Genomic DNA, 26,113 nt, shown 5'->3' with positions numbered 1-26,113 from the left:
TCTCCTTTTATCGTTGTGCGAGGGACGAGCGGGCATTCGCCCTGCTCTGCCAATTGGTCGATGCGCGCGCAGCGAAATCGACATCCCGCGATACCGTTCGTCGCCAGACAGGAGCGACCGCAGCAGCGAGTGGCTGCAAAACGATAGACGGGTGGGAAGCATTGGCAAGGTGCCGGCCGACTGGGGGAGACCGCTGGACAGGCGTCGCCCCCACTGCCTAGATTGGCCAGCTTCGAACACCGCAAGGAGCCCTGGCATGAGCCTGGAATCGGTCCGCGCCTTCTTCGCCGAGAAGGCACCCGACATCGCCATCATCGAACTGGACACCAGCACCGCCACCGTGGCCCTGGCCGCCGAGGCCCACGGCGTGGAACCGGGGCGCATCGCCAAGACGCTGTCGCTGCGCGTCGGCGAACGCACCGTGCTGGTGGTGGCCCGCGGCGACGCGCGGCTGGATAACCGCAAGCTCAAGGAAGCCCTGGGCGGCAAGGCCAAGATGCTCGGCGCGGAGGATGTCGCGGCGCTGACAGGCCACCCGGTGGGCGGCGTCTGCCCCTTCGGCCTGGCCACGCCGCTGCCGGTCTACTGCGACGTCTCGCTGCGCGCCTTCGACGAGGTGCTGCCGGCAGCCGGAGCCCTGCACAGTGCCGTGCGCATTGCCCCGGAGCGCATGGCCAGCCTGGTCGACGCGGACTGGGTGGACGTCTGCCAGGACCCGGCCTGAGGCGGCCGGTCACTGCGGCATCGCCGACAGCGACCGGCAACGATGCCCTGTCGCACTCTCTACGGCGATGCGCCTTTATCGAACTTTGTTCAGACAATACTTTGCCTATGCCGCTTATTTGTTGCGGCATTAGGCAAAAGTAACTTTCGAGCATCCCGCCTTATTTAAAAGGCAGCCAATTCTCTTGATTAACGACAGGCCATTTGCTGTACCGAAGTTCCAAATAAAAAACGGCCGCCCGGTGAGGAGCGGCCGAATACGTACCAAAGGATCGATGAAGCGGAGCAGCCACAGGTACCGCGCCTTGGCGCAGCACCGGAAACCTTGACCTCATCGCCGCCAGTCTATCCCGCCCCTTCCGGCGCCCCGCATGAATCGTCTCGATAGTGACTATCGACGCGTTCGCTTTGAGACGGCACAACTCGGCTGATATCTGTTTCGCGCTCTTTTTCGGGAGCCGATATATCCACTCACGACAACATATATCGCCCTTTCCCACTTTCGACCTGCCATGACAATTCAAACAAAGGGGTAGACCATGTCTGCATTCAGACTTTCGCTATTGGGGTTATTTATCGCCGGTGCGCCGTTGCAGTTCGCCCTGGCTGATGCCGTCGGCGACCAGGCCCAGGCCAAGGGTTTCGTCGAGGACAGCAAGCTCGACCTGCTGCTGCGCAACTACTACTTCAACCGTGACGGCAAGAACGGCGGCGGCGACCGCAAGGACTGGACCCAGGGCGTCACCGCCATCTACAGCTCCGGTTTCACCCAGGGCACCGTGGGCTTCGGCGTGGAAGCCTTCGGCAACTGGGGCATCCGCCTGGACGGTGGTGCTGGCACCTCCGGCACCGGCAACCTGCCGGTGCGCGACGACGGCTCGCCGGAAAGCGAATACGGCCGCGCCGGCGGCGCCCTCAAGTTGCGCGTGTCGAAGACCGAGCTGCGCTGGGGCGACCTGCAGCCCACCGCGCCAGTCTTCGCCGCCGGCGGTACTCGACTGTTCCCGCAGACAGCCACCGGCTTCAACGTGCTGAGCAGCGAGATCCAGGGCCTGGACCTGGACGCCGGGCACTTCACCGGCGGCAACGGCCCGGTGACCACCAACGGCAACCATGGCCTGTTCGCTTCCTACGCCAACGTCGAGGCCAGCAGCATCGACTACCTGGGCGGCAAGTACGCGGTGAACGACGCCCTCAGCCTGTCGCTGTACGCCTCCAAGCTCGAGGACATCTGGCGCCAGTACTACACCAACGCCAACTACACCCTGCCGCTGACCGGCGACCAGTCGCTGAACTTCGACTTCAACCTCTACCGCACCCTCGACGACGGCAGCGCCAAGGCCGGCGAGATCGACAACACCACCTGGTCGTTCGCCACCGCCTACAGCTTCCTCACGGCGCACACCGTCACCCTGGCCTACCAGAAGGTCCACGGCGACACCCCGTTCGACTATGTGGCCTTCGGCCAGAACGGCCCGGGCGATACCGCCGACTCGATCTTCCTCGCCAACTCCGTGCAGTACTCCGACTTCAACGGCCCGGAAGAGAAGTCCTGGCAGCTGCGCTACGACCTGAACATGAGCAGCTACGGCGTGCCCGGCCTGAGCTTCATGGCGCGCTACGTCAACGGCCACGGCATCGACGGCTCGAAGATGGCGGCGGACAGCCCCTACCGCGCCTACGGCTACGGCGACGACGGCAGCCACCACGAGACCAACCTGGAAGCCAAGTACGTGGTGCAGAGCGGGCCGGTCAAGGACATGTCCTTCCGCCTGCGCGAGGCCATCCACCGCGGCAACGCCGACCAGGCCGAAGGCGACAACAACGAGTTCCGCCTGATCGTCGACTACCCGATCTCCATCCTCTGAGCCGCAGGTTGCCCCGGCTTCGGCCGGGGCAACGTCCATCGCTAGCGAACGCCCGGCACCCTGATCTGCCCCGAGCGGCAGTTCGAGCGCACGCCCTTCCCGCAGGAAGTCGGCTGCAGGTCCTTCGTCAGGCACACACGCACTTCCTTGAGCTCGGGTCCGCTGCACGAGACCGCGATGCCATCTTCCGGCAGACCGGGATTGCTCCGCCGAAAGAGCTCGGCGATCTCGGCGGCCGGCAGGTAATGCGGCTCCCGCGAGGGCTCGAAAATCGCCGGCACCTTCACCCGGCCAAGCGCCTGGTCGGCGGCATCGAGATAGCCTGGCGCGCCCAACCCGCTGCAGGTGCCGTGGGTCGCCCATTCATGCTTGAGCAAACCCTCCGTCGGGAACAGCGACTTCCCTTTCGCGCGGTCGCTGGCCGATAGCCTGGTATCGGACTCGCAATATTGCGGCCACCCACCGCTGGCGTATTGCGGCCACAGGCCATGCAGCACGAAGCCATAGCCCTTGCCGTCGCATTGCTCGTTCTGCGGGTTGGTCAGGCAGAAAGTCGGCGACCAGGACAGGGTAAGAACGTAGTAGTCGAATACACCGGCTCGCCCTTGCGGCTGGTTTTGCCTGCTTCGCGCCTGGACATCCCCGGCCATTGCCAGGACGAGAACCAGGCTGAGCAGGCAGGTGATGAACCTGGCCACGGCCGACCTCCCTCATCAGGTTGAATGCAGTCCACGGTATTTATAGAGCCCCGCTTCACGCTCGTCTGACAGATCGACCGACAGCCTCCGTGCATGGAGGTAGCCGGCACAGTTCATGCCAATCAGCGCCAAGTCGCTCAAGTTCCGACCGAAAGGTCGTTTTGTGCCCATGACCAGTAGTAAGGTCCAGGCATAGATCAGATCGAAATTTCTCTAAGAATTTTCTGTAAGAAAGCAGAAAAATTCCTACCCCCTGTCTAGGCTCAGGGCCAGGAATGCTCGCGTTAGGAAGTACGGGCACCGCTCTAGAGTCCCGTTTTCTTATGTGGGTATCGCTATGGATTTGCCGAACAAGCCCCGCTCTGCCTCCCTTTTCCGTCCCCGCGGCCAGGCCCTGGCCCTCGAACCCCAACTGGCGCAGCGGCCAGTGGATCGGCAGCCGCGAATCCCTCGGCGTGCTGATCGACCCGAGCAGTTGGCAGGTGGACGCCTATGTCGGCCCGGACGAAGTCCCACGCCTGACCGAAGGCAGCCCGGTGCGCTTCTATCCCGAGGGCGTGCCGACCGCTATCGCCGGGCATGTGCGGCAGATCGGCACTACACGCATCAACCAGCTGGAACAGCCGGCCCTCGCCTCGCGCCACGGCGGCCCGCTGGCGGTGAACCCGCAAGGTGAGCACCTGGTGCCGACCACTCCGCTGTTCCACATCCTGGTGCAGCTCGACGGCCCGCCGCCGAACCTGCGCGAAACCCGCGGCCACCTGCAGATCGAAGGCCAGCGCCGCAGTCTTCTGGTCGAGGGCGGCAAACACCTGGCAGCGGTGGTGATGCGCGAAAGCGGGTTCTGACCCCGGCGCCTTCGCGGGTATCGGCAGCGATACAGTCTTTACCCTGCCGATACCCGATTCCCCGCGACGGCAAGACTTGGGCGAGCGTTAAATGCGCGCCCGAATTTCCCGTATGCCCGGTGTCACATGCTTTCCAAGGCCCTCAAGACCGCCCTCGTCCTCGCCCTGTTCTCCTCGCTTTCCGGCTGCTGGCCGTTCTTCCCGCCCTTCGGCGGCCCCGGCGGGGGTGGCGGTGGTCACATGGGTGGCGGCGGCGGGCATGGCGGTCCGGGCTTCGAAGCCCACCGCTGAGTCAGAAAGCGGCCTTGCCGATCGAGGCGCCGCCGTCGACGTAGAGCGTCTGCCCGGTGATGAAGCCACTGCGGTCCGAGAGCAGGAAGGTCACCGCGGCGGCGATCTCCTGTGGCTGGCCGAGGCGCCCCATGGGCACCGCGGCCAGGTAGGCCGCTTCGCCGGCGCTGCCCGGCGGGTTACCGGCGCGGAACAGTTCGGTCTCGGTCGGCCCCGGCGCCACCGCGTTCACGGTGATGCCGGTTTGTGCCAGCTCCAGCGCCCAGCCGCGCGTGAAGCTGACCAAGGCCGCCTTGGCCGCCGCATACGCAGTGCGCTGCGCAATGCCGAGGATGGTCAGGCTGGAGATGTTCACCACCCTGCCCCAACCGCGCTCGCGCATTCCCGGCAGCAGTGCCTGGGTGGCGAGGATAGCCGGGTGCAGGTTGACCTGCATGACCTCATCGAAGCTGGCCAGGTCGATGTTGCCCAAGGCCTGCGGCTTGACCAGGCCGACGTTGTTCACCAGCCCGTCGAAGGCGTACCGGGCGGCCAGCTCCGCCAAGCCCGCGGCGCTACGCTGGGCATCGCCCAGGTCAAGCGCCACCAGCTCGCCAGGGAAGTCGCCGCGCTCGGCCTGGCGGGCAATGCCCACCACCCTGTGCCCTTCGGCGGCCAATTGCTCGGCGATGGCGCGACCGATGCCCTTGCTGGCGCCGGTGACGAGGAAGGTACGGCTGCTCATGGCGCTCTCCTGTCGATCAATGCAGGCGTTGCAGTATGGCCTTGCCCACGGCCGCCGCCGAAGCCGGGTTCTGCCCGGTGATGAGTTCGCGATCCGTCACCACGTTGGGCGTCCAGGGCGTGGCGTTGCTCAGGTAGCTGCCGCCGGCTCGCTCCAGTGCGGTCTGCGGGTAGAACTTCATCTGCCCACCGCCGAGCAGACCCTTGGCCTGTTCCTCTTCCTGGTTGCTGATCACCGTCATGCGGTAGCCGGAATAGATCCAGTCGCGCGGCGCGGCCACTTTCTCGCCGCGCTCCAGCGCATCGATCAGCCGCTGCGGTTGGTCCAGCGCGGAGAGCAGCGCGATGGGGCCGTGGCAGACCAGCGCAGTGGTCTTGCCTTCGGCATGGAAGGCACGCAGCAGGCGACCGAGGGCCGGATCGCGCAGCAGGTCCTGCATGGGCGCATGGCCGCCGGGTACGTAGACCGCATCGAAATGCTTGAAGCCGATCTGCTCGACGCGGGCGAGGCTGATCACCGGCGACTCGCCCGGCGAGGTCAGCTTCAGTTTCGCCAGCAGCGCCTCGAACTCGGCCAGGCGCTTGGCATCGCCGCCGAAGAACTGCGCATCGACCGAGCTGCGATCGAGGGTTGGCGCCACGCCGCTGGGCGTCGCAAAGGTGACCTGGTGGCCGGCATCGAGCAGCGCCTTGGTCGGCTCCAGCAGTTCGTTGAGGTAGAAGCCGGTGGCGTAGACCTTGCCGTCGCGCAAATCGAGGTGGTTCGCGTCCGACAGCACCACCAGCACGTTGGCGGCATGGGCACCGAGGCTGGCGCTGCCGACTGCGGCGGCCAGGGCGAGGGATTTCAGGGCTTTCATGGCGAGTCTCCGATCAGGGGCGCCAGGCAAGGGCCGGCGCGTGGGTCGCCACTGTATTGATGCCATTGACGGCGATAAACTCGCTTCCGGCCAAATCATCTTTGCTCTGGAGATACAAATGCCCCGCCGCTTCGATCACCTCGGCGACGTCGAGGCCTTTCTTGCCGTCATCGAGCACGGCTCTCTGAGCGCCGCCGCCATCGCCCTTTCTACCACCCCGTCGGTGATCAGCCGGGCCGTCGCCCGCCTGGAGACGCGCCTGGGCAGCCAGTTGCTGCGCCGCACCACGCGGCGCCTGAGCCTGACCGAGAGCGGCAGCCGCTACCTGGAACAGACCCGCGCCGCTTTCGCGCAGATCGAAGCCGCCGAGCGCGAGTTGCGCGGCGCCGGCCCCGTACAGGGCCGCGTGCGCCTTAGTGTGCCGACCACCTACGGTCATCACCGCCTGCCGCCGCTGCTCGCCGCCTTCGCCCTGCGCTACCCGCAGGTGCAATTGGAGCTGGGCATCGCCAACCGCAACGTCGACCTGATCGCCGAAGGCTACGACCTGGCCATCCGCCTGGGCCGCCTGCCCGACAGTGGCCTGATCGGCCGCAAGCTCGAGGACGCCCGGCTGTGCCTGGTGGCCGCGCCGGCCTACCTTGCCCGCGCCGGCACGCCGCACAGCCTGTCGGATCTGGAATCGCACAACTGCCTGCCGTTCATCATGCCCAGCAGCGGCAAGCCCGGACTCTGGCTGTTCCGCGAAGAGGGCGCGGAACGTGAGTTCGTGCCACGCGGCAACCCGCTGCTGGCCGACGATGTGCTCGGTACGGTATCGCTCGCTATCGCCGGCATGGGCCTTTGCCAGACCTACGAATTCATCGTCGCCGACGCCTTGCGCCAGGGCCGACTGGTCCGCCTGTTGCCGCAGCACGAAGGCAGCAGCCGGCCCTTCTCTATCCTCTATCCGCCGCACCGCCAGCTGTCCGCCGCAAGCCGGGCACTGATCGACTTCCTCGGCGAGGCAGCGGCTGATCCGCATTTTGCCGGTACATCTGAATCTGTTTCGGCGCCGGCGCAGGACGCAAACTGACCGCGATCGGCACGGAAACCTCCCCTGCACCGATCAGCTGCCATCCGCCGCATCCCTGTGGTCGCACGCCCCGGGCTGCGGCGGCTTTTTTCCCGGCAACTGTACTGGTCGTTCCACGGGCCGAGCGGCTAGAGTCGAGCGACGCAGCGAACCGGGAACCCAGCATGCAGGCGAGCATCCCCGCGACCGACGGCTACCCGCTCAGGGGGCGTGTCTGGCGCCATTCCGACAGCGATCCGCAACGGCCGGTGGTGATCGTCAACCCGGCCACTTCGGTGCGCTGCGACTACTACGCGCGCTTCGCCGACTACCTCCACCGGCAAGGCTTCGACGTGGTCTGCTACGACTACCGCGGCATCGGCGGTTCGCGCCCGGCCTCACTGCGCGGCTTCCACGCCAGTTGGCTGGACTGGGGCCGCCTCGACTTCGAGGGCGTGCTGCGCTGGAGCGCCGCGCGGTTTCCCGGTCAGCCGCTGCAAGTGGTGGCGCACAGCGTCGGTGGCTTCCTGATCGGCCTGGCGCCTTCCTGCGGTCAGGTGCAGCGCGTATTCAGCATGGGCGCGCAATTCGCCCACTGGCGTGACTACGACCGCCAACGACGCCTCGGCATGCTGTTCAAGTGGCATGTGGCGATGCCGACCCTGAGCCGGCTGTTCGGCTACTTCCCGGCCAAGCGCCTGGGCTGGATGGAAGACACCCCGACGGGCGTGGTACGCGACTGGACCCACCGCAGCCCGCGCTTCGAAGACGCCTACCGCCGCGGCCCGCAAACCATGCCCGCCGCCGAGCGCAAGACCCTGGCCGAAGGCTTCGCCCACCTGCACGGCGCAACCCTGGCGCTAAGCATCACCGACGACGAATTCGGCACCCGCGCCGCCATCGAGCGCCTGCTCGCCTACTACCGCAACAGCCCGCGCCAGCACCTGCGCCTGCCGCCGCAGGCCCTGGGCTTCGAAGCCATCGGCCACTTCGCCTTCTTCCACAGCCGCTTCCAGGACAGCCTCTGGCCCATCGCGCTGCGCTGGTTGCGCGATGGCCGGGTGGACGACAGCCTTAGCGTCTACCTGGTCAAGGAGCCGCAGCACCAGCCGGTTACCTGCTGACTCGACTCAGCTGCGTGCCCGCATCCCCCAGAGACTGCCTGCCAACTCATTCGTATTCCTCGTTGATGGCATAGGGATCGGCGCTGTTCGCTTGGGTCGCGAAGATCCGCTCCGGCAGCTTGAAGCCCCGTAGCTGTAGCAACGCCAGCGGCCCCTGGCCCAGCTCGGTGCGCAGGTGCCAGGTCAGCGGCAGGCCGTCGGCGGCTTTCAGCACGACCTGGAAGCGCGTGTCGCTGTCATCCAGCGGCGTGACCTGGGCCTGCTCCAGCAGGCGGATCAGCCCCCAGGTGCCGGCGTAGTCGCCATACAGCCGGGCGCCGGTGCGCACGCTGGTCCAGCTCAGCGAGGCGCCGGGATGATCGATGCGGCTCGGCCAGCTGAACGACTGCCAGAACTCCATCTGGTTGAAGTACTCCAGGCGCTCGCCGTCGACGATCAACGTGGTCTGCACCACGTCGCGCACCGGCTTGGCCTGCAGCTGGAAGGTCAGGCCCATGCCGCCGTCGGTATAGAGCAGGTCGGCCAGGGCGCTGAGCTCGTTGATCGCCTTGAGAAACGCCGGATCGAAGTGCAGCCCCTGGCTGTTGCCGGCATCCGCCACCCAACGGCTGCCCTCCTTGCGCAGCACGCCGCCCAACTGGCCGGCGAGGAATTGCTCGATGCGTCCGCTACCGCCGCGGATCATCTGCCCGAGCATGGGCAGCGAGGCGTCGCTGCCGCTGCCAGCGAAGGGATAGCGGCCGTCGAACGCGCGATTCCAGTTGCTGATGATGGAGCGCTGCCACTGCCGATTCAGGCTCTGCGCCGAGGGCTGCAGCACGCCTTCCCAGGCCTGGGCCAGCGGCTGCACGAACAGGCTCTGGCCGAAGCCGCTCCACTCCTCGCCGAGGCTGGCAGCGAGCAGGCTGCCGTAGTCGCGGGTGTCGGTGAGGTCGACGCTCTTGCCCTGGAATACCGTCTGCGCGAGCGCTTGAGTCATCGCCTGCGGATCGGCGGCGTTGATCACCTGCTGCAGCTTCAGGCGCACGCGGGTCACGCGGGTCAGGAAGGCTTGCAGGCTCAGGCTGTCATCGTTGCTGGTGGCGCCCTCCTCCTTGCCGAGCAAGGCCAGCAGCGGGCCGAAGGTGGCGTCCAAGGGACCGTGCAGGCCGAGGGCGCGTTGATCGATCACCGGCTGCTTATCCTTGTCGAGCAGTTGCTGCGCCGACTTCATCAGCGAATCGGCCAGCGCCTGGCCCTGGGCACCGGTGCGGCCCTGGTAGGCCAGGGTGTTCATCAGCGCGATCAGCGGTGACTGGCGCACGTCACTCATCAGGCTGAGCTGGTCGATGACCTCGGGCAGGTTGTCTGCCCGCCGCCAGCGCAGGCTGTTGAGGAAGGCCAGCCAGGAGTCGGCGAACTCCTGGAAGTAGCGCTCGGTCAGCTGCGCCTTTAGCGCTTCGGGCTTCAGCTCATCGGCGACCTTGTTCTGCCGGTCGCTGAGCACCCAGTCGATCTCCTCGCGACGCGCCTCGGCGATCTCGTCAATGGCAGCCCGCACATGCCCTTCCCAGGCTTGACGAGTGAAGGCGCCGGGCACGCTGTTGGGCGTATCGAACAGCGCCTGCGCATCGATTTCGCCGACCATCTGCAGCAGGTTCAGGTCCGCGTAGTTGTTGCCCGCCCCCTCCAGCATCTTCTCGTACAGGCTGGCCACGCCGTTGCGTTGGCCCAACTGCCCGAGCAGCACCTGGCGCGCCTGCGCCACCACCTTGGAATCGGCCTGGATACGCCAGTCGGGGTGGCTTTGCAGGTGTTCGGTGTAGAAGGCCCAGAGGCTTGGCGACAGGCCCTGCCAGAGGCCGGGCTTGATGCCGGGTCGGTCGGCTTCGAGGCTGTGCAGCGCCTTGGTCAGGAAGGCGGCATCGACCTTTTCCGGACGCGCCAGCATCAGGTAGGCCTTGAGTTGGTCATGGCCTTCAACGGCGCGCGCGGCGCGCTCGGGGCTGCCCGGGGGCAGCGCGGCCAGGTCGGTCAGTTGGCGTTCGAGATGGGCTTTGGCGCTATCGCGCAGCAAGCGATTGTTGGCTTCGGTGTAAGCGGGCCAGAGCGCGGTTTGGAGTGCATCGTTCTGGCTCAGGCCAAAGCGCAGGAACCAGGGCACGCCCTGCTGCGCCTGGTAATCCAGCCGGCCGAGCTCGCGGGTCAGCTCATGCAGGGCGGATATCTGACTATCCAGGTCGCCCGGTTGCCGCAACACGCTCAGCGCCGCCTGCGCATCAGCGATCTGGCTGCGGTTGTTGGCGAACGACAGCAACAGGCCCAGGGCCCACAGGGCCGCCAGACCGAGCACCAGGCAATACGTCAGGCGCGGCACGGACCAGCCCAGGCGGCGGCCGCGAGGTTCCCGATCATCCAACACAGCCTGCCAGGCCGCGTTCGGCCACCAGGCATTGTTCAGCAGCCCCTCGGGAGACTTCTGCGGCAGGCCGAACAGCAGGCCACGCAGCGGCAAACGACGACTGCAATCCCCAAGGAAAGGCATCAGCGCCAAACGCCAATGCGCGATGCTGCCCCCTTCCAGTTCCTGGCCCAGGCGAAGGAGGAAATCGTGGCGGCTGCCCTCTTCCTGCATTTGCCGCCAGCCGCGTTGACGCAAAGGCTCCAGCAGCCCGCGCAGCGACGCTTCCACCTGCTCCGCCGAGGCCCGAGCCGGGAACAAGCAGCCCACCGGCTGGGCCTTGCGCTCCGCCTGCGACCAGTCGCTGGCGCAGACCTGCCAGAGGTAAAGCGGCGCTTGCCAACCCAAGGTCCGGCCAATATCGCGAAGACGGCGCACGCCTGTGCCCAGCGCCTCGACGTCGTCGCGCTGCGCCTCATTCAGCGCCCAGACAATGCCGTCCAGCGGCCGCCAACGGCGCAGGCCCTTGACCAAGACCAGCGTCGAAGCTTCCATTTCCCCACCCAAACTGCCGCCCCAGAGCAGCACGGTGCCCTGACCTTCCAGCCACTTGTTTGGGCTCAGGCCGGGGGCAACAGCGTCGAGCTCTGCCGGCTCGCCGACGACCAGCAGGAGGCGAACCTTGAGCGGCCAGAAAAGCCCGTAATCGCTACGCAGGCGCTCCGCCAGTTTTTGTTTCGGCGCTAGCGCGAGCACCTCGGCGGAGCTTGGAACCTTCACTGGCCGCCTGCCACGTATCAGTTGGCGGATGCCCTTCTGCACGCAAAACCAGACCAACGCAGCCAGAGCAAATAGCACCGCCCAGCACAGCAGCCCCCTGAATAGAAGGGTTTTCAGCGCAGCACGGTCAAGCGAGGGCGATCCCTCCCACAACCACCAGGCGACGCTGCCGGCCAACACCAGAACGGCCACCAGCAGCGCCATGAGCAGGAAGGTACCGAGAAGGGACGGATTGCGGGGTTCAGGAACTTGCGTCATCGGGTTGCACCACTCCAAGTGCCAGGGTGTGATCGGGGTCGCTGGCCAGCCAGGCGCAGGGGCTTGCGTGCTGCTCGGCATGGCAGGCGGCCAGGGTCTGCACGACCATTGCCTGCAGGCCTTCGAGTTCGCCCCAGTAGGCGTCCTGCTGGTGCTGGTTGAGTGGCCAGCCCAACTCGCCCAACTGGGTGACCTCGGGTTGCGAAAAGGCCACGCAGGCTTCGGCCGGCTTTTCCAGTTCGGCTTGCCGCACGGCACGGAGGGCAACCTCGGCGAGGTCGTCCTGCTCTGCCGCGAAGCGCTCGCCACAGGTGAAACGCGCACCGCCCTGCGTGCCCAGCAGCCAGAGCACGGCGGCTTCCCCGGCGGGCAGGCGCGCGTCACGGCTCGAGGCGCTGGACTGGCAACCGGCGCAAAGAATCCGTGCCTCGGCCGGCGCGCCGTGCAGGCGCTCGATGATCGCGTCCAGGCTGGCCATGCCCTGCCAAGGCTCGGGATGCTCCGGCAACTGCACATCCGGGCACTCCTGTGCCATTTGCTGGACGAAGGCGCTCCAGCCTGCCGGCGAGCCCTGCCAATAGCACTGCAATGCTGGAAGCGCGGCGGGTTTGCGCTGTTGCTGCCAGGTTGTCGCCAACTGCCGGGCCAGTTGCCGCTCGCGCTCGACGAGATCGGCGCCGAAGACCTGCAGCAGGCGGATCGCCTGACCGCCGCTTTCCTCCTGCACCGACGGTGGCGAACCCTTGCCCGCCAGCACGCGCCGCCAATGCAGATCCGTCGTGCCGGCCGCACCGATCAGCACGCTTTCGACCAGGGCAACCTGCCGGCGATGCTGCGCCCACCAAGCCTGCGAGACTTGCTGTGTTTCCTCGCGATAGCACTGCGCCGTATGACGGTTCAGGCGGAAGGACAAGGTGCACACCAGCAGCGCCAGGAACCACGCCAGCAATACGCCGGCAGCCAACAAGGCGGTCACACGCGGTTCGAAAAACGGACGCAGCAGCACGCCACCACCGCCGACCAGCGCCAGCAACGTCGACCCCGTGGCCAGCCAGCGCGAGTAGCTGGGTGGGTTGGCCATGGGAAAAGCGGCGAAGTGCGGTTCGGGCTTCACGGTTCCACCAGGAAGTCGGGCGCCGAGCTGACCAGGGAGCAGCCACAGGCACAGCGGTGGCCATCCAGGGCCACCGGCAGACCGTCGACCTGGGCAAGGCTGCTGCCCTCGGCAATGCGGTTCAGGCCATGTAGGTTGCACAACACCGCATCGCCCTGGCAGGCGATGGGCTTGCCCAGGCAGTCGTAGCGGCCTTCCAGCACCTGGCCGCCATATTCGCGCAAGGCATCGCCCTGGCGGATCACGGGTTTCATGGAAACGCCTCCTGTAGGTCGATACGCGTCACTTCACCGGGCACGTCTTGGGCACCGGCAACCGCAGCGGGGTCTTGATCGGATATTCGGGCGCGCCGTAGGGGTAGCAGGAGGTGCTGACCTGCAACTGGTCGCAGGGCAGGAAGTGCACGGTGATGCCGCAGACTTTCTGCCCACTGTAGTCCGGGACGGGGACTAGCTGGGTGTGTTGGCGCTTTTGCGCATCAATCTTGTCGAGCCACGCGTAGTACTTTTCCCGATCAGCAAAGCCGGGAAAGCCTTCTGAACTGGCCACCCCCGTTTCCCAATCCACTCTGACCGTCAGCCCCGGTCGCCATTGCGCCGGCGGCGCGTAGCCCCAGGCCCCTCCGCCGCCCTGGTAGGCACCGATGATGTCGATGGCCGAATGGCCATCGACGCTGAAGTGGTTGATCGCCCACTGGGTGTGGTTGATCCCGTAGATGGTTCCGGCCTGGGCCGTGGCGGCGAGCCCGGCGGCGAGGCCGCCGAGTAGGGCCCGTAGCGCGCGGCAGCGAACGGTTGGAAACATACGATTCCCTCCTTGGGCGGGACGACAAAGGTGTGGATCAGGCCGGCACATCGGGCACCTCGCGGGTCTTGGCCTCATGGGCGGCCCACAGCTCGGCGATTTCCCGCTGGGCCTGGGCGATACGCTGCTGGCGGATGGCCGGGCGCTGCTCGCGCACCAAGGTGCCGATGGCCTCGGTCGGCGCGCGCAGGTGCGCGGCATCATCGCGCATGGGCAACGCCAACCCCGTGGTCTGGTCCAGCACCGAGACCAGCCTGGTCAGGTCCCTCGCCCCGTATTGGCTCGCCGCGCCGGCCAGGGCCAGGCGCTCGGCCGGGCTGCCGCGGCGGATGACATAAACCACCGAGGCGCTGAGCGTCGCCGCGCCCACCACGCCGCCGGCCACGCTGAGCAGCGACAGCGGCTTGTTGCAGGCCTCGCCGAAATACACCATGCGTTCGCGGAAGTAGCTGGTCCACGGCTCGCGCGAACCCTTCAGGGCGTAGTGCAGGAACCAGGCGCGCGAGTCGTGCACCTGGTCATCGAACAGCGCGCGCAGCAGGCCGCTTTGCAGCGAGGCGTTGCGGCTTTCGTCCACCTGGCCGCGCTCGGTTTCGTTGTCATGGCAGCTATACCCCGGCCGGGGCGGGAACAGCTCCTTGACCAGGCGCTGGCCGGCTTTCTTCATGCGCTCGTACTCCACTTGCTCATCGTCGCTGTTGAGCAGGTAGATGGCGGTGGTCGGGATGCTGTCCAGCGCCCATTCGAAGGTACCGGTGGGCGTGCGGCGGGTGCCGCGATAGTCCTCGCCGAACTCCTGGGCGGCCTGGCGCAGCTGGGTCTTGGCCATGTCCGGGTCGAAGTCCTTGGGCCCCGGTTCCAGCGGTTTGCTCGGGCGCCGCGGGTCGTCCTCCTGCTCCAGTTGGGCGAGCCGACGCTTCTCGACCTCGCGCTGTTCGTCGTTGCGCAAGGTTTCGGCCAGCTTGCGGACCTGCTCGTCGCTCTGGCTGTCGGTGGCCTCCTGGTAGAAGGAGCAGCCCTCCAGGCTCAGGAAGGCATAGCGGTCGATGCGCCAGGCGGTGATCCAGCCCATCTGCTCCTGCAGGGCCTTTTCCAGGCTGGTGGCGGCGCGGACCGGTTCGTAGTGGTTGGCCAGCGAATCGCGCAGGGGTTGCGGATCGGCGTGCAGGCCCAAGGTGACTTGGCGCCAGGCGTTGAAGCGGTTGACAAGAGTCGAGGAAGCATCAAACTCACGCATCACTCCGACTTCCATTGCCAGCCACAGGTAGTTGCTCAACTCCTGCGGCAAGATGTTCTTAGGCACTTTCAATGGAGCACCGTAAGCAAAGGCATCGGCATAGAGATCGTTCAGCGGAATCTGCGATAGCAGCAAGCTGTCGCCATCCGTCTTGTCCTCGCTGTAGGCCTTGCCCTGGTCTCCCGGCGGATAACCCCCCCCCAAGTCGGAATGCACCCCCGGATACAGCACCTCCACCGCACAGGATGGGTAGTGCCCATTGGTCCGGCGGATGGAGTCCAGCGGGAAACACAGGCGTTGCTCGTGACTCGCAACGAGATGCAGGCAGCGCTTGATCCATCCGCCGTAACCCGCTTCATCCGGCAACTCCATGGTGCCGTCAGCCCAGCTCATATGCCCCTCGGCGACCGGGGCGATATGAGCAACACCCACCGAGGCCACCGTATCCAGGAGGCCAAGGTATTCAATGCTCAATGGCAGCTTCTGCGTACCGAGTAGCAGGCAGTGCTCGGCGGGCTGCTCCGAGTCCGGTCGATGGAGGAACTGCGCCAACCAGTTGACGAAGGCCCGCGCTGCGGCCGCGCCACGGGAGAAGCCGTAGACGTAGAGCTTGATACCGAGCAGCTTCGAGGTACCCGGCGTTGGCTGGGCCAGCGCGATACGCAGCCGCGGCGCCAAATCCGGCGCATTCAGCAGCCGTTCGAACACACGCCGGCGCAAGCTGGTGCCGCCCATATCCAGGGCTGCCATCGGCGTGGTCATGGCCGCCACCGACTCCTTCAAGGTCGGCACATCCAGGCTGGGCAGATTGGCCATGCGCCGCAAAGCATCGATGATCATCAGCAGGCCCCAGTTGATGCGTTCCTCGCCATATAGCGCGGTGGCCAGGCCAAGGCCGCTGAAGTCAAGGTCGCCGATCTCCGGGAAGGGCGTGCCGACACCGGGCATGTAGTACTTGAAGAACTGGTTACTGCCTTCATCCAAGCTATCGGTCAGCCCCTGCGCCTGGCTGCCGGCACCGGCGGTGCCACCGGCATAGCCGGCGCCAATGGTGGCGCGGAACAGCCGGGCGATATTGGTCGGGTGCGCCGGATCGGTCACGAAAAGGTCGTGGTTCAGGTTGTTGCCGGTGCCGTCGAAGAACAGGCTGATATGCACGGTCTTGCAGCAGGGGCGCTCCACTCGCCGCTGAGCGGCCTGGCATAGGGCATCGTGGTAGCCGACTTCCCAGCTCTCTTGGTGTTTGCGGTTTTCCCATACCTGCAAAGAATGACTGGGCAAGCGCCCCTGCTCAGGAAACTGCGGCGGATACCAGAGCAGGTCGGCGAATTTCATTTCGGACATGAGGTCGGCTCCGGCAGGTGCAGCGGGGTCTTGATCGGGTATTCGGGGGCACCGTAGGGGTAGCAGGAGGTAGTGACCTGCAGCTGGTCACAAGGAAGGAAATGCACGGTGATGCCGCAGACCTTTTGGCTGCCGTAATCCGGCACGGGAACTACTGTGCTGTGCTGACGCGTTTGCGCGTCGATTTTTGCTAACCAGGCTTTGTATTTGGTTCTATCCGCAAATCCAGGGAAGTCATCGGAGTAGGCCACTCCGGTCTCCCAATCCACCCGCACCGTCATCCCCGGTCGCCATTGCGCCGGCGGCGAATAGCCCCAGCCACCCCCGCCTCCCTGATAGGGACCGATGATGTCGACGGCCGAACGCCCATCGACACTGAAGTGGTTGATCGCCCAGTGGGTATGGTTGACCCCGTAGATGGTCCCAGCCTGAGCGGCAACGGCGAGCAGGCCGGCTACGAGGGCAAAGAGAATGAGCAGAAAGCGACGAAGCGAGATGTCAGGCATGGCGTCCAATTCCTTGCGTGGCGAGCGGATCAGGGGATGACTCGGCTTTATGCAGGTGGTCGAGGGCGTGGGCCTCGCGCTGGCTGTCGTCGAGCAGGCCGATGCGGGTGGCGTCGAGCATGGCGGCATAGCAGGTCTGGAAGGCCTGCTCGGATGGCAACTCCGATGCAATTGCGCTTCTCAGCTTGCTGAGGGCGCGCGTGGCATCGCTGGCACAACCGAGGTTTTCCAGCTGCTCGTCACTGAGTTCGATGAGGCCGAAATCGACGCCCCGCTCCACCGCTTCGCCATGACCCGGCATGAGCCGGGGTGCACCGTCGCGGTCGAGCCAGCTCCAGAACAGCGCGGGGCGTAGCAACTGCTGCTGTTGCTCTGGTGCCAACACGTGGCTGAACAGCAATGGGAACAGACGCGGGTCGTAGTAACGCAGCAGGCCGAGCTGGCCACCGTTGCGCGCCTCCAGGCAGCGGCCGAGGTAGCCGGCCAGGTCCTCGAAGGGCCAGGCCGAGGCCAATGCCAGCACGCGCGCCTGGGGGCCGTAGTCCGCCAGCAGCCCGAGCAGCCACTGGCGTTGCAGGGGCTCTTCAAGGTCGATGCGCAACAGCAACGGTGCCAGTTCCTCGGCGGCGGCCTCGGGCAGGCCGCTGAACAACGAGTGGCCGGCAATCGGCGGTTCGATACTGCGCACGCTTGCAAGCAAGGGCGGCCTGCCGGCCTGGTCGACGATCAGATGGAGTTGGGTCGTTGCTACACGGGCACAGGCGGATGCGAGCAGGTCGAGCCAGGCCGCGGTCGGCTGGTTGGTCATACCGAACCCTCCCTGGGCAGGAAGCCCTGCGCCGCCTCGCGGGCCCGGCGCAGGCACTCCTTGAAGACTGAGCTGGGCAATTCCGGCAGCGGGAAGTCCTGGCTGCCTGGCACCGCCCACCGGTGCCGCCCCTTGAGGCTCAGCAGGCCAGGACTATGCACCTGTATCTCGCCTTGCGGGCTGAGGTGGATGTAGGCACCGCCGCTGGCCAGGGTGATGCCGTTCTTCGCGGTGAGCTGCAGATGGCCTTCGCCCGATTGCACGGTGATGTCCTGCAAGGCCGTGAGCGATAGCGTGTCGCCGTGGGACTCCAGCTCCAGCGGGCCCTTGCCGGAGACCAGGCGAATGCCTTCCTGCTGCGCGAGCAGCGAGATGGCTTGCCGGCTGTGCGCGGCCAAGCGCTCGGCACTGGCGAGGTTGAGCTCACCCTGGCTTTGCAGGTAGAGCGCCTGGCCACTGCCGAGCAGGACCGCGCGTGGGCTGAGCGCGCCGATGCCCTGGGGAGCGCTCAGCAGCATGGCGGGTTGTTCGAGCTGGGTGGCCGCCTGCTGGAAGCGTTCGAGGCTCGCAGTGTCGGGCATCGGATTGTGATGCGCCTCGGCAACCTCGGCCCGCTCAAGCATCTGCTGCATGGCCCCTTCGAGCAGGCTTTTCGCCGGCTGCATGTCGAGTTGCTTGCCTTGGGCGTTCAACTGCTCATCGGCACTGATGAACAGCCCCTTGCCCGCCCGAATCGCCCCATGCCCATCCGTACGCAGCTCGAAACCGGCCCCGCGCGGATTGGGGTTCGGTCGCTCGCTATCGACCAGATGCCCGAGGCTCAGCTGGCTCTTGCCGCTGTGCTCGGTACTGAGCTTGACGTGCTCTTTTCCGCGCTCGTCGTCCATGCGCAGCTTGTTGTTCGCCGGCGTGCGCAGGACGTTGCGCTTGTAGTTGTAGAGATTGACGTGGTCCGGGTTGCGGCTGTCGTGCAGGGCGTGGGCGATGTAGGGGCGGTCGGGGTCGCCTTGCTCAAAGGCCACCGCCACTTCCGTTCCTGCGAGAAGCGGCAGGTGCAGGCCGTGGGTATCGCCGGCGTAGGGCCGAGCCAGGCGTAGCCACAGGCTTTCCTGCCCGGCGGGCCAGGCGTCGCGGTCGAAGAGGAAATTGACCTTGTAGCGACCCTCTTTATCGATGTGGCCGTACGGGTCGTTCTTGCGATTACTGGTGACGCGGGCCGGCACCGTGCCGGCGATGCTCGGCTTCCTGGGCGGCGGCGGGCGGAAGCTGTAGTGGTCGGCGTCGGGGATCGCTTCGAAGGTGACTTCGTAGCTGCTGTCGCGGGCGGCCTTGCAGGTCAGACTGACAATCAGCGCGCCCTTTTCGAAGGCTTGCGGTGCGCCGCCGTCGATCTTCAGCACCTGGCCGGGAACCAAGGTGGCGCTGCTGCTGGTGCCGCTCAGGCGGGTCTGCTGGTTCAGGTAACGCTCGTGGGCCAGGCGCGCGTGGAAGAAGCCCTCGTCGCTGCTGTGCTCGTGGGCGAAGGCAAACGCATCTCCGGGCTTGGTATAGGGCTCGGCGTAGTGGTAGGCCTCGCCGTAGGTGGATTTCGCGCCGCGGGTCAGGTCGACTTCGGCATCGAGATCGGCCCAGGCCTCGCGGGGGTTGTAGCTGCGGGCGAAGACGCCGGTTTCAACCACCTGGTGGCTGGCCTGCAGGTTCCACACGCCGTCGGCGGCGTTGCTCTGCAAACCCGACTGCGGGCGCAGCGGCAAGCTGAAGCCGCGCTGGTAGTGGCCTGGGCTGTCGTGGAACTCCAGCACGTCGAGCTTGATCCGCTCATCGAATCGGATGCAGTACCAGATGCCCTGGGCCGCGCAGAGGCGCTGGAGAAAGGCCAGGTCGCTCTCGGCGTACTGCATGACCTGCTCGCGGTCCGGGTAGGTGCGCGAGAGGTCGAGGTGAAACTGGTATCCCTCAAATTGATGCCGACGCAGGACCTGCTCGACGATCTCCGGCACGCTCTGGTTCTGGTAGATGCGGTACTGCAGGCCGCGATCGAGCAGCGCCAGGCGCGGTTGCAGCCGCACTTCGTAACGAGCCTCGTCGCGCGAGCCGGACAGGCGCTTGAAGGCGGTGATCACGCCATTCAGGGTGCGCAGCGGCAACAACGGCTGGGGGTTGAAGCTGAATTTCGGCGTCGGATCGGGTGCCGCGTACAGGCTGAAGCTGGCGCGTTGGCCGAGCATGGCGTCGGCGGCGATATCGCCCGCGCTGCTGGTGAATTCGATGTGGTAGCTGAACGGTTGGCTCAGCCCTTCTTCGCCGGTGAAGGCGAGAACATCCAGGGGAACGTCGAGATCGCCGACGCTGAGCTTGTGGCGGGAATGGTCGAAGAACGGGCGGATTGGGTCGAGCACGGACAGAGCCTCCATTGCGTTGCCGCATTCGAGGCAGAAGTCCTTGAGTCAACCAGGATTCAGGCTCTGCCTCGAGCCGTTCGCGGCACTACCTCGCCGCGATGGGGGCAGGAGTAAATTCGTCTTGCCGACACATTTCAATGCGAGGCGTCGTACTCTCTTACGCTTCAGACAAGCCCTACAGACCACTGGATATTTTCCTACGCACTCCAAATGGATGACGCTCGCGCAAGCTTCGAGTCTTCGATTGAAGCCACTCATGCGGTGGTGCAACGGCTAGGTGGATGACGTCTTCCAGCTGTTCCAGATCGAGCAGCCTCAGCGCAACCGTGCCGACACTTGATTCACCGAAGCCTCGCTCGGCAAACTCGCCGAGCCGGCCCAACGCCGCTTGGCGCGCCAAACCGTCCTAGCTCGCGGCTTTGCCGCAGGCCAACGGCAGCAAGGCAGTTGGCCATTACACACTACTGTCACATCTCTTTCATAAGCTCTGCGCGCCTTTCCTCCAGCTCGGCAGAGCGTCACAGCAGTAGTGGTATTTGTGATGAAGACCTTGAAGCCCGCCCTCGCCCGTCTTGCCCGTTGGCAACCCATGCGCCGCTTGCGCATCGGTCATCGCACCCTCCTCTGTTTCCTTGTCTGTGCGCTGCTGCTCGGAGGCGTTGGCAGCTACAGCCTGTACCAGATGGCGACCATCCGCGCCCAGGGCGAGGCCATCGACAGCGTGCAGCTGCCGAGCATCGCTTTGGCCGACAGCATCGCGCTGAACCTGGCGCAACTGCGCGTGCGCTCGCTGCAGCAGGTGGCCAACCCCGATCCCATGGTGCGCAGCGGCAACAAGGTGATCATCGAGCAGCTGGCCATCGACATCGAACAGGAATTCCGCGACTACGCAGGGCTCGTCAGCGACGACAGCGAGCGCGGCGCCATCGATGCGCTGCACGAAGCCTTCAAGCAGTTCATCGACACCATCCGCCAGGAACAGCAGCTGCTGGAGCAGCAGAAATTCGACGACGCCAAGGCGCTGCTGATCGCCAACATCGACCAGCAGGCCGACACCATCGACACCCAGGTGCAACTGCTGCGCGAGCTCAACAAGCAGGCCGCGGCCACTGCCACCAGTGAGGCGGCGGCCACTTACGAGAAGGCCAAGCGGGTCGTCCTGGCCGTCCTGGGCGGCGCCCTGCTGCTGATCCTGCTGCTGGCCTGGAGCCTGACCCGCAGCCTGGTACGCCCGCTCGCCGAAGCCCTGAAAGTGGCCGAGCGCATCGCAGCAGGCGACCTCAGCCAGAGCAGCATGAACGCCCGCGGCCGCGACGAGGCGGCGCGCCTGCTCGACCGCCTGGGCTGCATGCGCGACAACCTGCACGGCACCATCCGCCAGATCGGCGAGGCTGCAGAGCAGTTGGCCACCGCCAGCGAGCAGATGAGCGCGGTGATGGAAGAAGGCACCCGCGGCCTGCACCAGCAGCACGACGAAATCGACAACGTCAGCCGCGCCATGAGCCAGATGAGCGAGGCAGTCGGCAGCGTCGCCGAGCACGCGCAGTCCACCGCCCAGGTGGCGCGCCAATCCAGCGACAGCGCGCAGAACGGGCAACAGCAACTGGCAGCGACCCTGCATTCGATCCAGAACCTCGGCAGCGGCGTGCGCCATGCCGCCGACCAGGCCCAGGGCCTGGCCGAGCAGACGCTGAACATCAGCAAGGTGCTCGATGTGATCCGCGCGGTCGCCGAGCAGACCAACCTGCTCGCGCTCAACGCGGCCATCGAGGCGGCCCGCGCTGGCGAAGCCGGGCGCGGCTTCTCGGTGGTGGCCGATGAAGTCCGTGCGCTAGCGAAGCGCACCGGCGATTCGACCCGCGAAATCGAGCAACTGATCGACGCCATCCAGAATGGCACCGGGCGTACCGTCGAGGCCCTGCAGAGCAGCGCCGAGCAGGCCGACCATACCCAGGGCCAGGCAGGTGCCGCCGACCGCGCGCTTTCGGTGATCATCGATGCCGCGCGCAGCATCGACGAGCGCAACCGCATGATCGCCGAGGCGGTGGAACGCCAGGCCGACATGGCCCGCGACATCGAGCGCAACCTCAGCAACATCCGCGACCTGTCCAACCAGAGCGCCGCCGGTTCGCAGCAGACCAGCACCGCCAGCCAGGAGCTGTCGCGCCTGGCCGCCGGGCTCAGCGGCCTGGTGCAGCGTTTCAGCCTTTAAGCCGAACCGGCACCCTCAGGTGCCGGCGTGAGCCTTCAGCAACGTGGCGAGGTCGAGCTTCTTCATCTGCAACAACGCCTGCATGGTGCGCTGGCCGCGCGCTACGTCGGGGTTGCTGACCAGCTCGCCGAGCACGCTCGGGACTATCTGCCAGGACACCCCGTAGCGGTCCTTCAGCCAGCCGCATTGCTGCGCCTCGACCGGGCCGCCGGCGGACAGCCGTTCCCAGTAGTGGTCGATCTCGGCCTGGCTGTCGCAGTTCACCTGCAACGAAAGCGCCTCGCTGAACTGGAACATCGGCCCGCCATTGAGCGCCGTGAAGGCCAGGCCGTCCAGCTCGAAGGCGACAGTCATCACCGTGCCCGGCGGCTTGCCATGGAACTCGCGCCCGGCCTCGCCATAACGGCTGACGGCAAGCACGCGGGAGTTGGGAAAGATCGCGGCGTAGAAGGCGACGGCCTGCTCGGCCTGGTCGTCGAACCACAGGCAGGGGGTGATGCGTTGAATTCGGGACATGGCGGCTCTCCTCGCTCGCGGGCGCTGCAGGCGCCCTCTCGACTGGTCGTTCTGCGCACGGCGAAATCGACAAGTCTAGAAGCCCGGCCGCACCGCCTATCAGTCGACGCCGGGCGGCGCTGCCGCCGCCTCAGACACGGGCTGCTTCCTCCACGCGTTCCTGCAGCCACTGCATGAAGGCTTGCACCCGCGGCGGCGGACGGCGGTGCGCGTATAGCAGATGTATGTCCAGCGGCGCCGGGCGGTACTCGGGCAGGACTTCCACCAGCCGTCCTTCGGCCAGGTAGTCGAGAGTGCCGTGGCGCGGCGCCTGGATGATGCCCAGGCCGCCGAGGCACGCGCCTTCGTAGGCCTCGGCATTGTTCACCGTCACGCTGCCGGCCATCGGCTGGTAGCGGGTCTGCCCGTCCTGCTCGTACTCGAAGCCCATCGGCCGCATGCCGAGCACCGGCACGTAATGCACCAGCCGGTGGCCAGCGAGATCGTCCAGGCTGTGCGGCATGCCGAACTCGCGCAGGTACGCCGGGCTGGCCAGGTTGATCTGGGCGAAACCGCCCAGGCGCCGAGCCACCAACGAGGCGTCGAGGCCGCCGCCGACCCGCAGCACGCAATCGAAGCCTTCGCGCACCAGGTCGACGCGGCGGTCGGTGCTGCTCACTTCCAGCTCGATGCCCGGATAACGCGCGGTGAATTCCCCCAGGCGCGGCATCACCACCTTGCGCGCGAGAATGGTCGGCAGGTCCACCCGCAGGCGCCCGGCGAGCACCGCGCTGTCCTGGCGGAACAGGCCCTGCAGCTCGTCCATCTGCGCCAGCAGCTCCTTGCTACGCTCGTAGAACACCAGGCCATCCTGGGTCGCATGGACCCGCCGCGTGGTGCGCTGCAGCAGGCGCGTGCCGAGCAATTCCTCGAGCGCCTGGACCTGCTCGGAGACCGTCGAGCGCGGCAAGCCCAGTTGCTCTCCGGCCTGGGTGAAACTGGACAGCTCGGTGACGCGAATGAAGGTACGCAGCAATTCGGGCTTGATCATGGGGCGGTTCCGGCCGTCGATTGTTCGCTCGTAACGACCAGTATTTCCGATTTTGCCGCATTTATCTGCATTAGCTCGGACAATAACCTTGTCGTCAGTCCCCACCCCACAGGAGCTCAGCCATGACCCGCAAGATCGCACTCATCACCGGCGCCAGCCGCGGCCTCGGCAAGAACGCCGCCCTGCACCTAGCGGCCGCTGGCGTCGACATCATCGGCACCTACCGCAGCCAGGCCGACGAGGCCCAGGCGGTCGCCGCGGAAATCGAGAAACTCGGCGTGCGCGCGCTGATGTTGCCGCTGGACGTGGCCGACAGCGCCAGCTTCGCCGACTTCGTTCACCGCGTCGGCGCCGAGCTGGAAGACCGCTTCGACAGTACGCACATCGACTACCTGGTGAACAACGCCGGCATCGGCATCCACGCGGCCTTTGCCGAAACCACCGAGGAACAGTTCGACCAGTTGCTGAACATCCAGCTCAAGGGCCCGTTCTTCCTGACCCAGAAGCTGCTGCCGCTGATCGCCGACGGCGGGCGCATCCTCAACGTCTCCACCGGCCTGACGCGCTTCGCCCTGCCCGGCTACGCCGCCTACGCGGCCATGAAGGGTGCGATGGAAGTCCTCACCAGGTACCAGGCCAAGGAGCTGGGTGCGCGCGGCATCTCGGTGAACATCCTGGCGCCCGGCGCCATCGAGACCGACTTCGGCGGCGGCCTGGTGCGCGACAACGCCGAGGTCAACCGGCAGATCGCCAGCAACACCGCCCTGGGCCGGGTCGGCCTGCCGGACGACATCGGCGGCGCCATCGTCGCCCTGCTCGCCGACAACAGCCGCTGGATCAACGGCCAGCGGGTCGAAGCCTCGGGCGGCATGTTCCTCTGAAGCGACACCCCGTCGGCCACGGCGGGGCGCTTTACCCGTTGGCTTGCTTGAGGCTGCGCTGGGCGCGGATTTCCGGCAGGTCGGTGCGGCGCAGGTAGGTCAGCAGCTCGTCGCCCAGCGCCAGGCGCTCGTTGATGTTCTGCGCCTGGAGTATCTGCAGGCATTCGCGGCTGAGCACCATGAAGGTGTCGTTGTGCGCGGCCCAGACGAACTCGCAGGCTGGTGTGATGCTGTCCTCGGCCACGTCGAGGCCGAAGGAGTCCTCGCTGAAGCGCACCAGGTACTTGCCGGTCTTGCGGTTGTAGCCGACGAAGCCCTTGAGGCGTTCGGCGGCGGCGCAGATGTCGCTGGATGTCAGGCTCATGCTGTCCTTCCCTGTTCTGGCGGATGGTGTTCGGTCAGGCGTGCTGGGTGAGGTGCCGGGCGATGGCCTGGCGCAGCGGCGGCAGGCCCTGGGCCAGGCGCAGGCCGGCATTGCGCAGCAGGCGCGCCGGCGGCCGGCGGTCGTTGTAGAGCCCGGCGATCAGGCTGGTGGCCTGGTACAGCGGCCAGGTCGCCAGGCGATGGCGCAGGGCGTACTTCAGCAGTGGCGCTTGCGCGCCTATGTCTTGCCCCTTCCTGTGGGCGTCAAGCACTTCGGTGGCCAGGCGCCGCGCGCTCTGCAGGCCGAAGTTGAAGCCGTGGGCGGTGACCGGGTGCATGCCCACCGCGGCGTCGCCGATCAATACGCTGCGCGGGCCGCCGAAGCGATCGGAATACACCCCCACCAACGGATAGCAATGCCGCTCGCCGAGCAGGCGCATGCCGCCGAGGCGATAGGCGAAGCGGCGTTCGATGTCGCGGGCGAAGGCTTCCTCGTCGAGCGCTTGCATGACCGCCATTTCCCGCTGCGGCAGGGTCAGCACCACCGACGAGCAATCGCCATTGAGCGGCAGCAGCGCCAGGGTCTGGCCATAGCCGAACCATTCCCAGGCCACCTGCCGGTGGGGCTGCTCGTGGGCCATGCGGCAGACCAGCATGGTCTTGCCGAAGTCCTCCATGCGCGCCCCTATCCCGAGCAGACGGCGGGTCTCGGAGAAGCGGCTGTCGGCGGCCACCAACAGGCGGGCATGCACCACCTCGCCATCGGATAGCTCCAGCCGGGCGGACTCCGCGCCGATCTCCACGCTTTGCAGTGAACGCTGGTCGCGCAGGCCGATGTCGGCGCATTCGCTCACCACAGCAAAGGCGGCGCGGCGGATCGCCTGGTTCGGCACCAGGTAGCCGAGCTGCCCGGCGCCGGCCAGCGCGGCGTCGATGCGCAAGGCGAACGGCGAGCTGCCGTTGAGCACCTGGGCGTCACGCAGCGGCGAGACGTCTTCGGCGGCAAAGCGCGTCCACAGGCCGAGGCGCTCCAGCTCGGCGCGCGAGGCGTGGGTCAGGGCGATCTCGCGACCATCTTCGGCGGGCTCCGCCAGCGCGTTGAGCGCCTGGCGCTCGACCAGCAGGATCGACAAGCCCTGGCCGGACAGTGCGCGGGCCAGGCACAGGCCGGCCGGGCCGGCGCCGATGATGGCGATGTCCACATGCATGGGGCGACTCCTTTCGAGGGCGGAAAGCCGGGGAGTCTAGGAGGGCGGATCGCAGCGTTCCTTGCCGTGGATCAGTATCCG

General features: G+C 66.5%; 23 protein-coding genes and 1 pseudogene. 9 read left to right on the top strand and 15 right to left on the bottom strand.

What is annotated here, in order from left to right; genetic code table 11:
• The first annotated feature begins 256 nt into the window (after positions 1–256).
• The gene (locus tag ACA097_RS25930; protein ID WP_371366973.1) at positions 257–724 is read left to right on the top strand and encodes a YbaK/EbsC family protein; all 468 of its coding nucleotides are present in this window, start codon (positions 257–259) and stop codon (positions 722–724) included.
• A gap of 538 nt (positions 725–1,262) precedes the next feature.
• The gene (locus tag ACA097_RS25925) at positions 1,263–2,591 is read left to right on the top strand and encodes an OprD family porin (protein WP_371366971.1); all 1,329 of its coding nucleotides are present in this window, start codon (positions 1,263–1,265) and stop codon (positions 2,589–2,591) included.
• 41 nt (positions 2,592–2,632) lie between these two features.
• Here ACA097_RS25925 and ACA097_RS25920 read toward each other — a convergent pair whose 3' ends face one another.
• Entirely contained in the window at positions 2,633–3,241 is a 609-nt protein-coding gene (locus tag ACA097_RS25920) for a ribonuclease (RefSeq protein WP_371370577.1), read from the bottom strand.
• Between the two features lie 323 nt (positions 3,242–3,564).
• On the opposite strand from ACA097_RS25920, the gene ACA097_RS25915 reads away from it, so the two are divergent.
• Positions 3,565–4,137 carry an HlyD family efflux transporter periplasmic adaptor subunit gene (locus ACA097_RS25915; protein ID WP_371366969.1) on the top strand — a complete coding sequence of 191 codons (573 nt, stop codon included), beginning with the start codon at positions 3,565–3,567 and terminating at the stop codon, positions 4,135–4,137.
• 126 nt (positions 4,138–4,263) lie between these two features.
• Positions 4,264–4,428, top strand: coding sequence for a hypothetical protein (locus ACA097_RS25910; RefSeq protein ID WP_167333369.1), 165 nt, complete (start codon positions 4,264–4,266; stop codon positions 4,426–4,428).
• Position 4,429: 1 nt separating this feature from the next.
• Here the strand turns inward: ACA097_RS25910 and ACA097_RS25905 are convergent, their stop codons facing one another.
• Together ACA097_RS25905 and ACA097_RS25900 are read right to left on the bottom strand one after the other, a co-directional pair.
• Positions 4,430–5,152: an SDR family oxidoreductase gene (locus tag ACA097_RS25905; RefSeq protein ID WP_371366966.1), complete on the bottom strand. Its 723-nt coding sequence runs from the start codon at positions 5,150–5,152 to the stop codon at positions 4,430–4,432.
• A 16-nt stretch (positions 5,153–5,168) separates the two neighbouring features.
• Complete coding sequence (locus ACA097_RS25900) at positions 5,169–6,011, bottom strand: type 1 glutamine amidotransferase domain-containing protein (RefSeq protein WP_043252840.1); 843 nt, start codon at positions 6,009–6,011, stop codon at positions 5,169–5,171.
• A 118-nt stretch (positions 6,012–6,129) separates the two neighbouring features.
• Between ACA097_RS25900 and ACA097_RS25895 the strand changes: the two genes are divergently transcribed.
• Together ACA097_RS25895 and ACA097_RS25890 are read left to right on the top strand one after the other, a co-directional pair.
• Positions 6,130–7,086 carry a LysR family transcriptional regulator gene (locus ACA097_RS25895; RefSeq protein ID WP_160287338.1) on the top strand — a complete coding sequence of 319 codons (957 nt, stop codon included), beginning with the start codon at positions 6,130–6,132 and terminating at the stop codon, positions 7,084–7,086.
• A 164-nt stretch (positions 7,087–7,250) separates the two neighbouring features.
• A complete protein-coding gene (locus ACA097_RS25890; RefSeq protein WP_371366964.1) occupies positions 7,251–8,189 on the top strand; it encodes an alpha/beta fold hydrolase in 939 nt (312 codons plus the stop codon).
• Between the two features lie 46 nt (positions 8,190–8,235).
• On the opposite strand, the gene ACA097_RS25885 is transcribed toward ACA097_RS25890, so the two are convergent.
• Genes ACA097_RS25885 through ACA097_RS25850 form a run of 8 tightly spaced genes read right to left on the bottom strand, consistent with a single transcriptional unit; the run spans position 8,236 to position 19,819 of the window.
• Positions 8,236–11,607 carry an ImcF-related family protein gene (locus tag ACA097_RS25885; protein WP_371366961.1) on the bottom strand — a complete coding sequence of 1,124 codons (3,372 nt, stop codon included), beginning with the start codon at positions 11,605–11,607 and terminating at the stop codon, positions 8,236–8,238.
• A complete protein-coding gene (locus ACA097_RS25880; protein ID WP_371366959.1) occupies positions 11,591–12,721 on the bottom strand; it encodes a hypothetical protein in 1,131 nt (376 codons plus the stop codon). The genes ACA097_RS25885 and ACA097_RS25880 overlap by 17 nt, the downstream gene beginning before the upstream one ends.
• Complete coding sequence (locus tag ACA097_RS25875; protein WP_160287342.1) at positions 12,718–12,975, bottom strand: PAAR domain-containing protein; 258 nt, start codon at positions 12,973–12,975, stop codon at positions 12,718–12,720. The genes ACA097_RS25880 and ACA097_RS25875 overlap by 4 nt, the downstream gene beginning before the upstream one ends.
• Before the next feature lie 28 nt (positions 12,976–13,003).
• Positions 13,004–13,525, bottom strand: a complete 522-nt coding sequence (locus ACA097_RS25870) for a DUF3304 domain-containing protein (RefSeq protein WP_371366957.1) — start codon at positions 13,523–13,525, stop codon at positions 13,004–13,006.
• 37 nt (positions 13,526–13,562) lie between these two features.
• Complete coding sequence (locus ACA097_RS25865) at positions 13,563–16,106, bottom strand: phospholipase effector Tle1 domain-containing protein (RefSeq protein WP_371366955.1); 2,544 nt, start codon at positions 16,104–16,106, stop codon at positions 13,563–13,565.
• Positions 16,094–16,612: a DUF3304 domain-containing protein gene (locus tag ACA097_RS25860; protein ID WP_371366953.1), complete on the bottom strand. Its 519-nt coding sequence runs from the start codon at positions 16,610–16,612 to the stop codon at positions 16,094–16,096. The genes ACA097_RS25865 and ACA097_RS25860 overlap by 13 nt, the downstream gene beginning before the upstream one ends.
• Positions 16,605–17,420 (bottom strand): DUF4123 domain-containing protein, encoded by an 816-nt coding sequence (locus ACA097_RS25855; RefSeq protein ID WP_371366951.1) that lies wholly within the window; start codon positions 17,418–17,420, stop codon positions 16,605–16,607. Before ACA097_RS25855 ends, ACA097_RS25860 begins: the two co-directional genes overlap by 8 nt.
• Positions 17,417–19,819 carry a type VI secretion system Vgr family protein gene (locus ACA097_RS25850; protein ID WP_371366949.1) on the bottom strand — a complete coding sequence of 801 codons (2,403 nt, stop codon included), beginning with the start codon at positions 19,817–19,819 and terminating at the stop codon, positions 17,417–17,419. Before ACA097_RS25850 ends, ACA097_RS25855 begins: the two co-directional genes overlap by 4 nt.
• A gap of 544 nt (positions 19,820–20,363) precedes the next feature.
• Between ACA097_RS25850 and ACA097_RS25845 the strand changes: the two are divergent.
• Positions 20,364–21,176: pseudogene (locus ACA097_RS25845) on the top strand (MCP four helix bundle domain-containing protein); the annotation flags it as partial.
• The gene (locus ACA097_RS25840; protein WP_371370576.1) at positions 21,171–22,034 is read left to right on the top strand and encodes a methyl-accepting chemotaxis protein; all 864 of its coding nucleotides are present in this window, start codon (positions 21,171–21,173) and stop codon (positions 22,032–22,034) included. The pseudogene ACA097_RS25845 and the gene ACA097_RS25840, both read left to right, overlap by 6 nt.
• Before the next feature lie 15 nt (positions 22,035–22,049).
• Here the strand turns inward: ACA097_RS25840 and ACA097_RS25835 are convergent, their stop codons facing one another.
• Positions 22,050–22,550 (bottom strand): VOC family protein, encoded by a 501-nt coding sequence (locus ACA097_RS25835; protein ID WP_371366947.1) that lies wholly within the window; start codon positions 22,548–22,550, stop codon positions 22,050–22,052.
• 130 nt (positions 22,551–22,680) lie between these two features.
• Positions 22,681–23,580 (bottom strand): LysR family transcriptional regulator, encoded by a 900-nt coding sequence (locus tag ACA097_RS25830; RefSeq protein WP_371366945.1) that lies wholly within the window; start codon positions 23,578–23,580, stop codon positions 22,681–22,683.
• Between the two features lie 122 nt (positions 23,581–23,702).
• Here ACA097_RS25830 and ACA097_RS25825 point away from each other — a divergent pair, with 122 nt between their 5' ends.
• Positions 23,703–24,461 (top strand): SDR family NAD(P)-dependent oxidoreductase, encoded by a 759-nt coding sequence (locus tag ACA097_RS25825; RefSeq protein WP_371366943.1) that lies wholly within the window; start codon positions 23,703–23,705, stop codon positions 24,459–24,461.
• A gap of 31 nt (positions 24,462–24,492) precedes the next feature.
• Here ACA097_RS25825 and ACA097_RS25820 read toward each other — a convergent pair whose 3' ends face one another.
• Both ACA097_RS25820 and ubiM read right to left on the bottom strand, forming a co-directional pair.
• Positions 24,493–24,825: a DUF2025 family protein gene (locus ACA097_RS25820; protein ID WP_160287350.1), complete on the bottom strand. Its 333-nt coding sequence runs from the start codon at positions 24,823–24,825 to the stop codon at positions 24,493–24,495.
• A 34-nt stretch (positions 24,826–24,859) separates the two neighbouring features.
• Entirely contained in the window at positions 24,860–26,032 is a 1,173-nt protein-coding gene (gene ubiM / locus ACA097_RS25815) for a 5-demethoxyubiquinol-8 5-hydroxylase UbiM (protein WP_371366940.1), read from the bottom strand.
• Positions 26,033–26,113: the final 81 nt, after the last annotated feature.

The organism is Pseudomonas sp. QL9, from assembly GCF_041409665.1.
GTDB lineage: Bacteria > Pseudomonadota > Gammaproteobacteria > Pseudomonadales > Pseudomonadaceae > Pseudomonas > Pseudomonas knackmussii.
The sequence above is the reverse complement of the archived record's forward strand: the minus strand, read 5'-3'. Positions and strand labels throughout refer to the sequence as shown.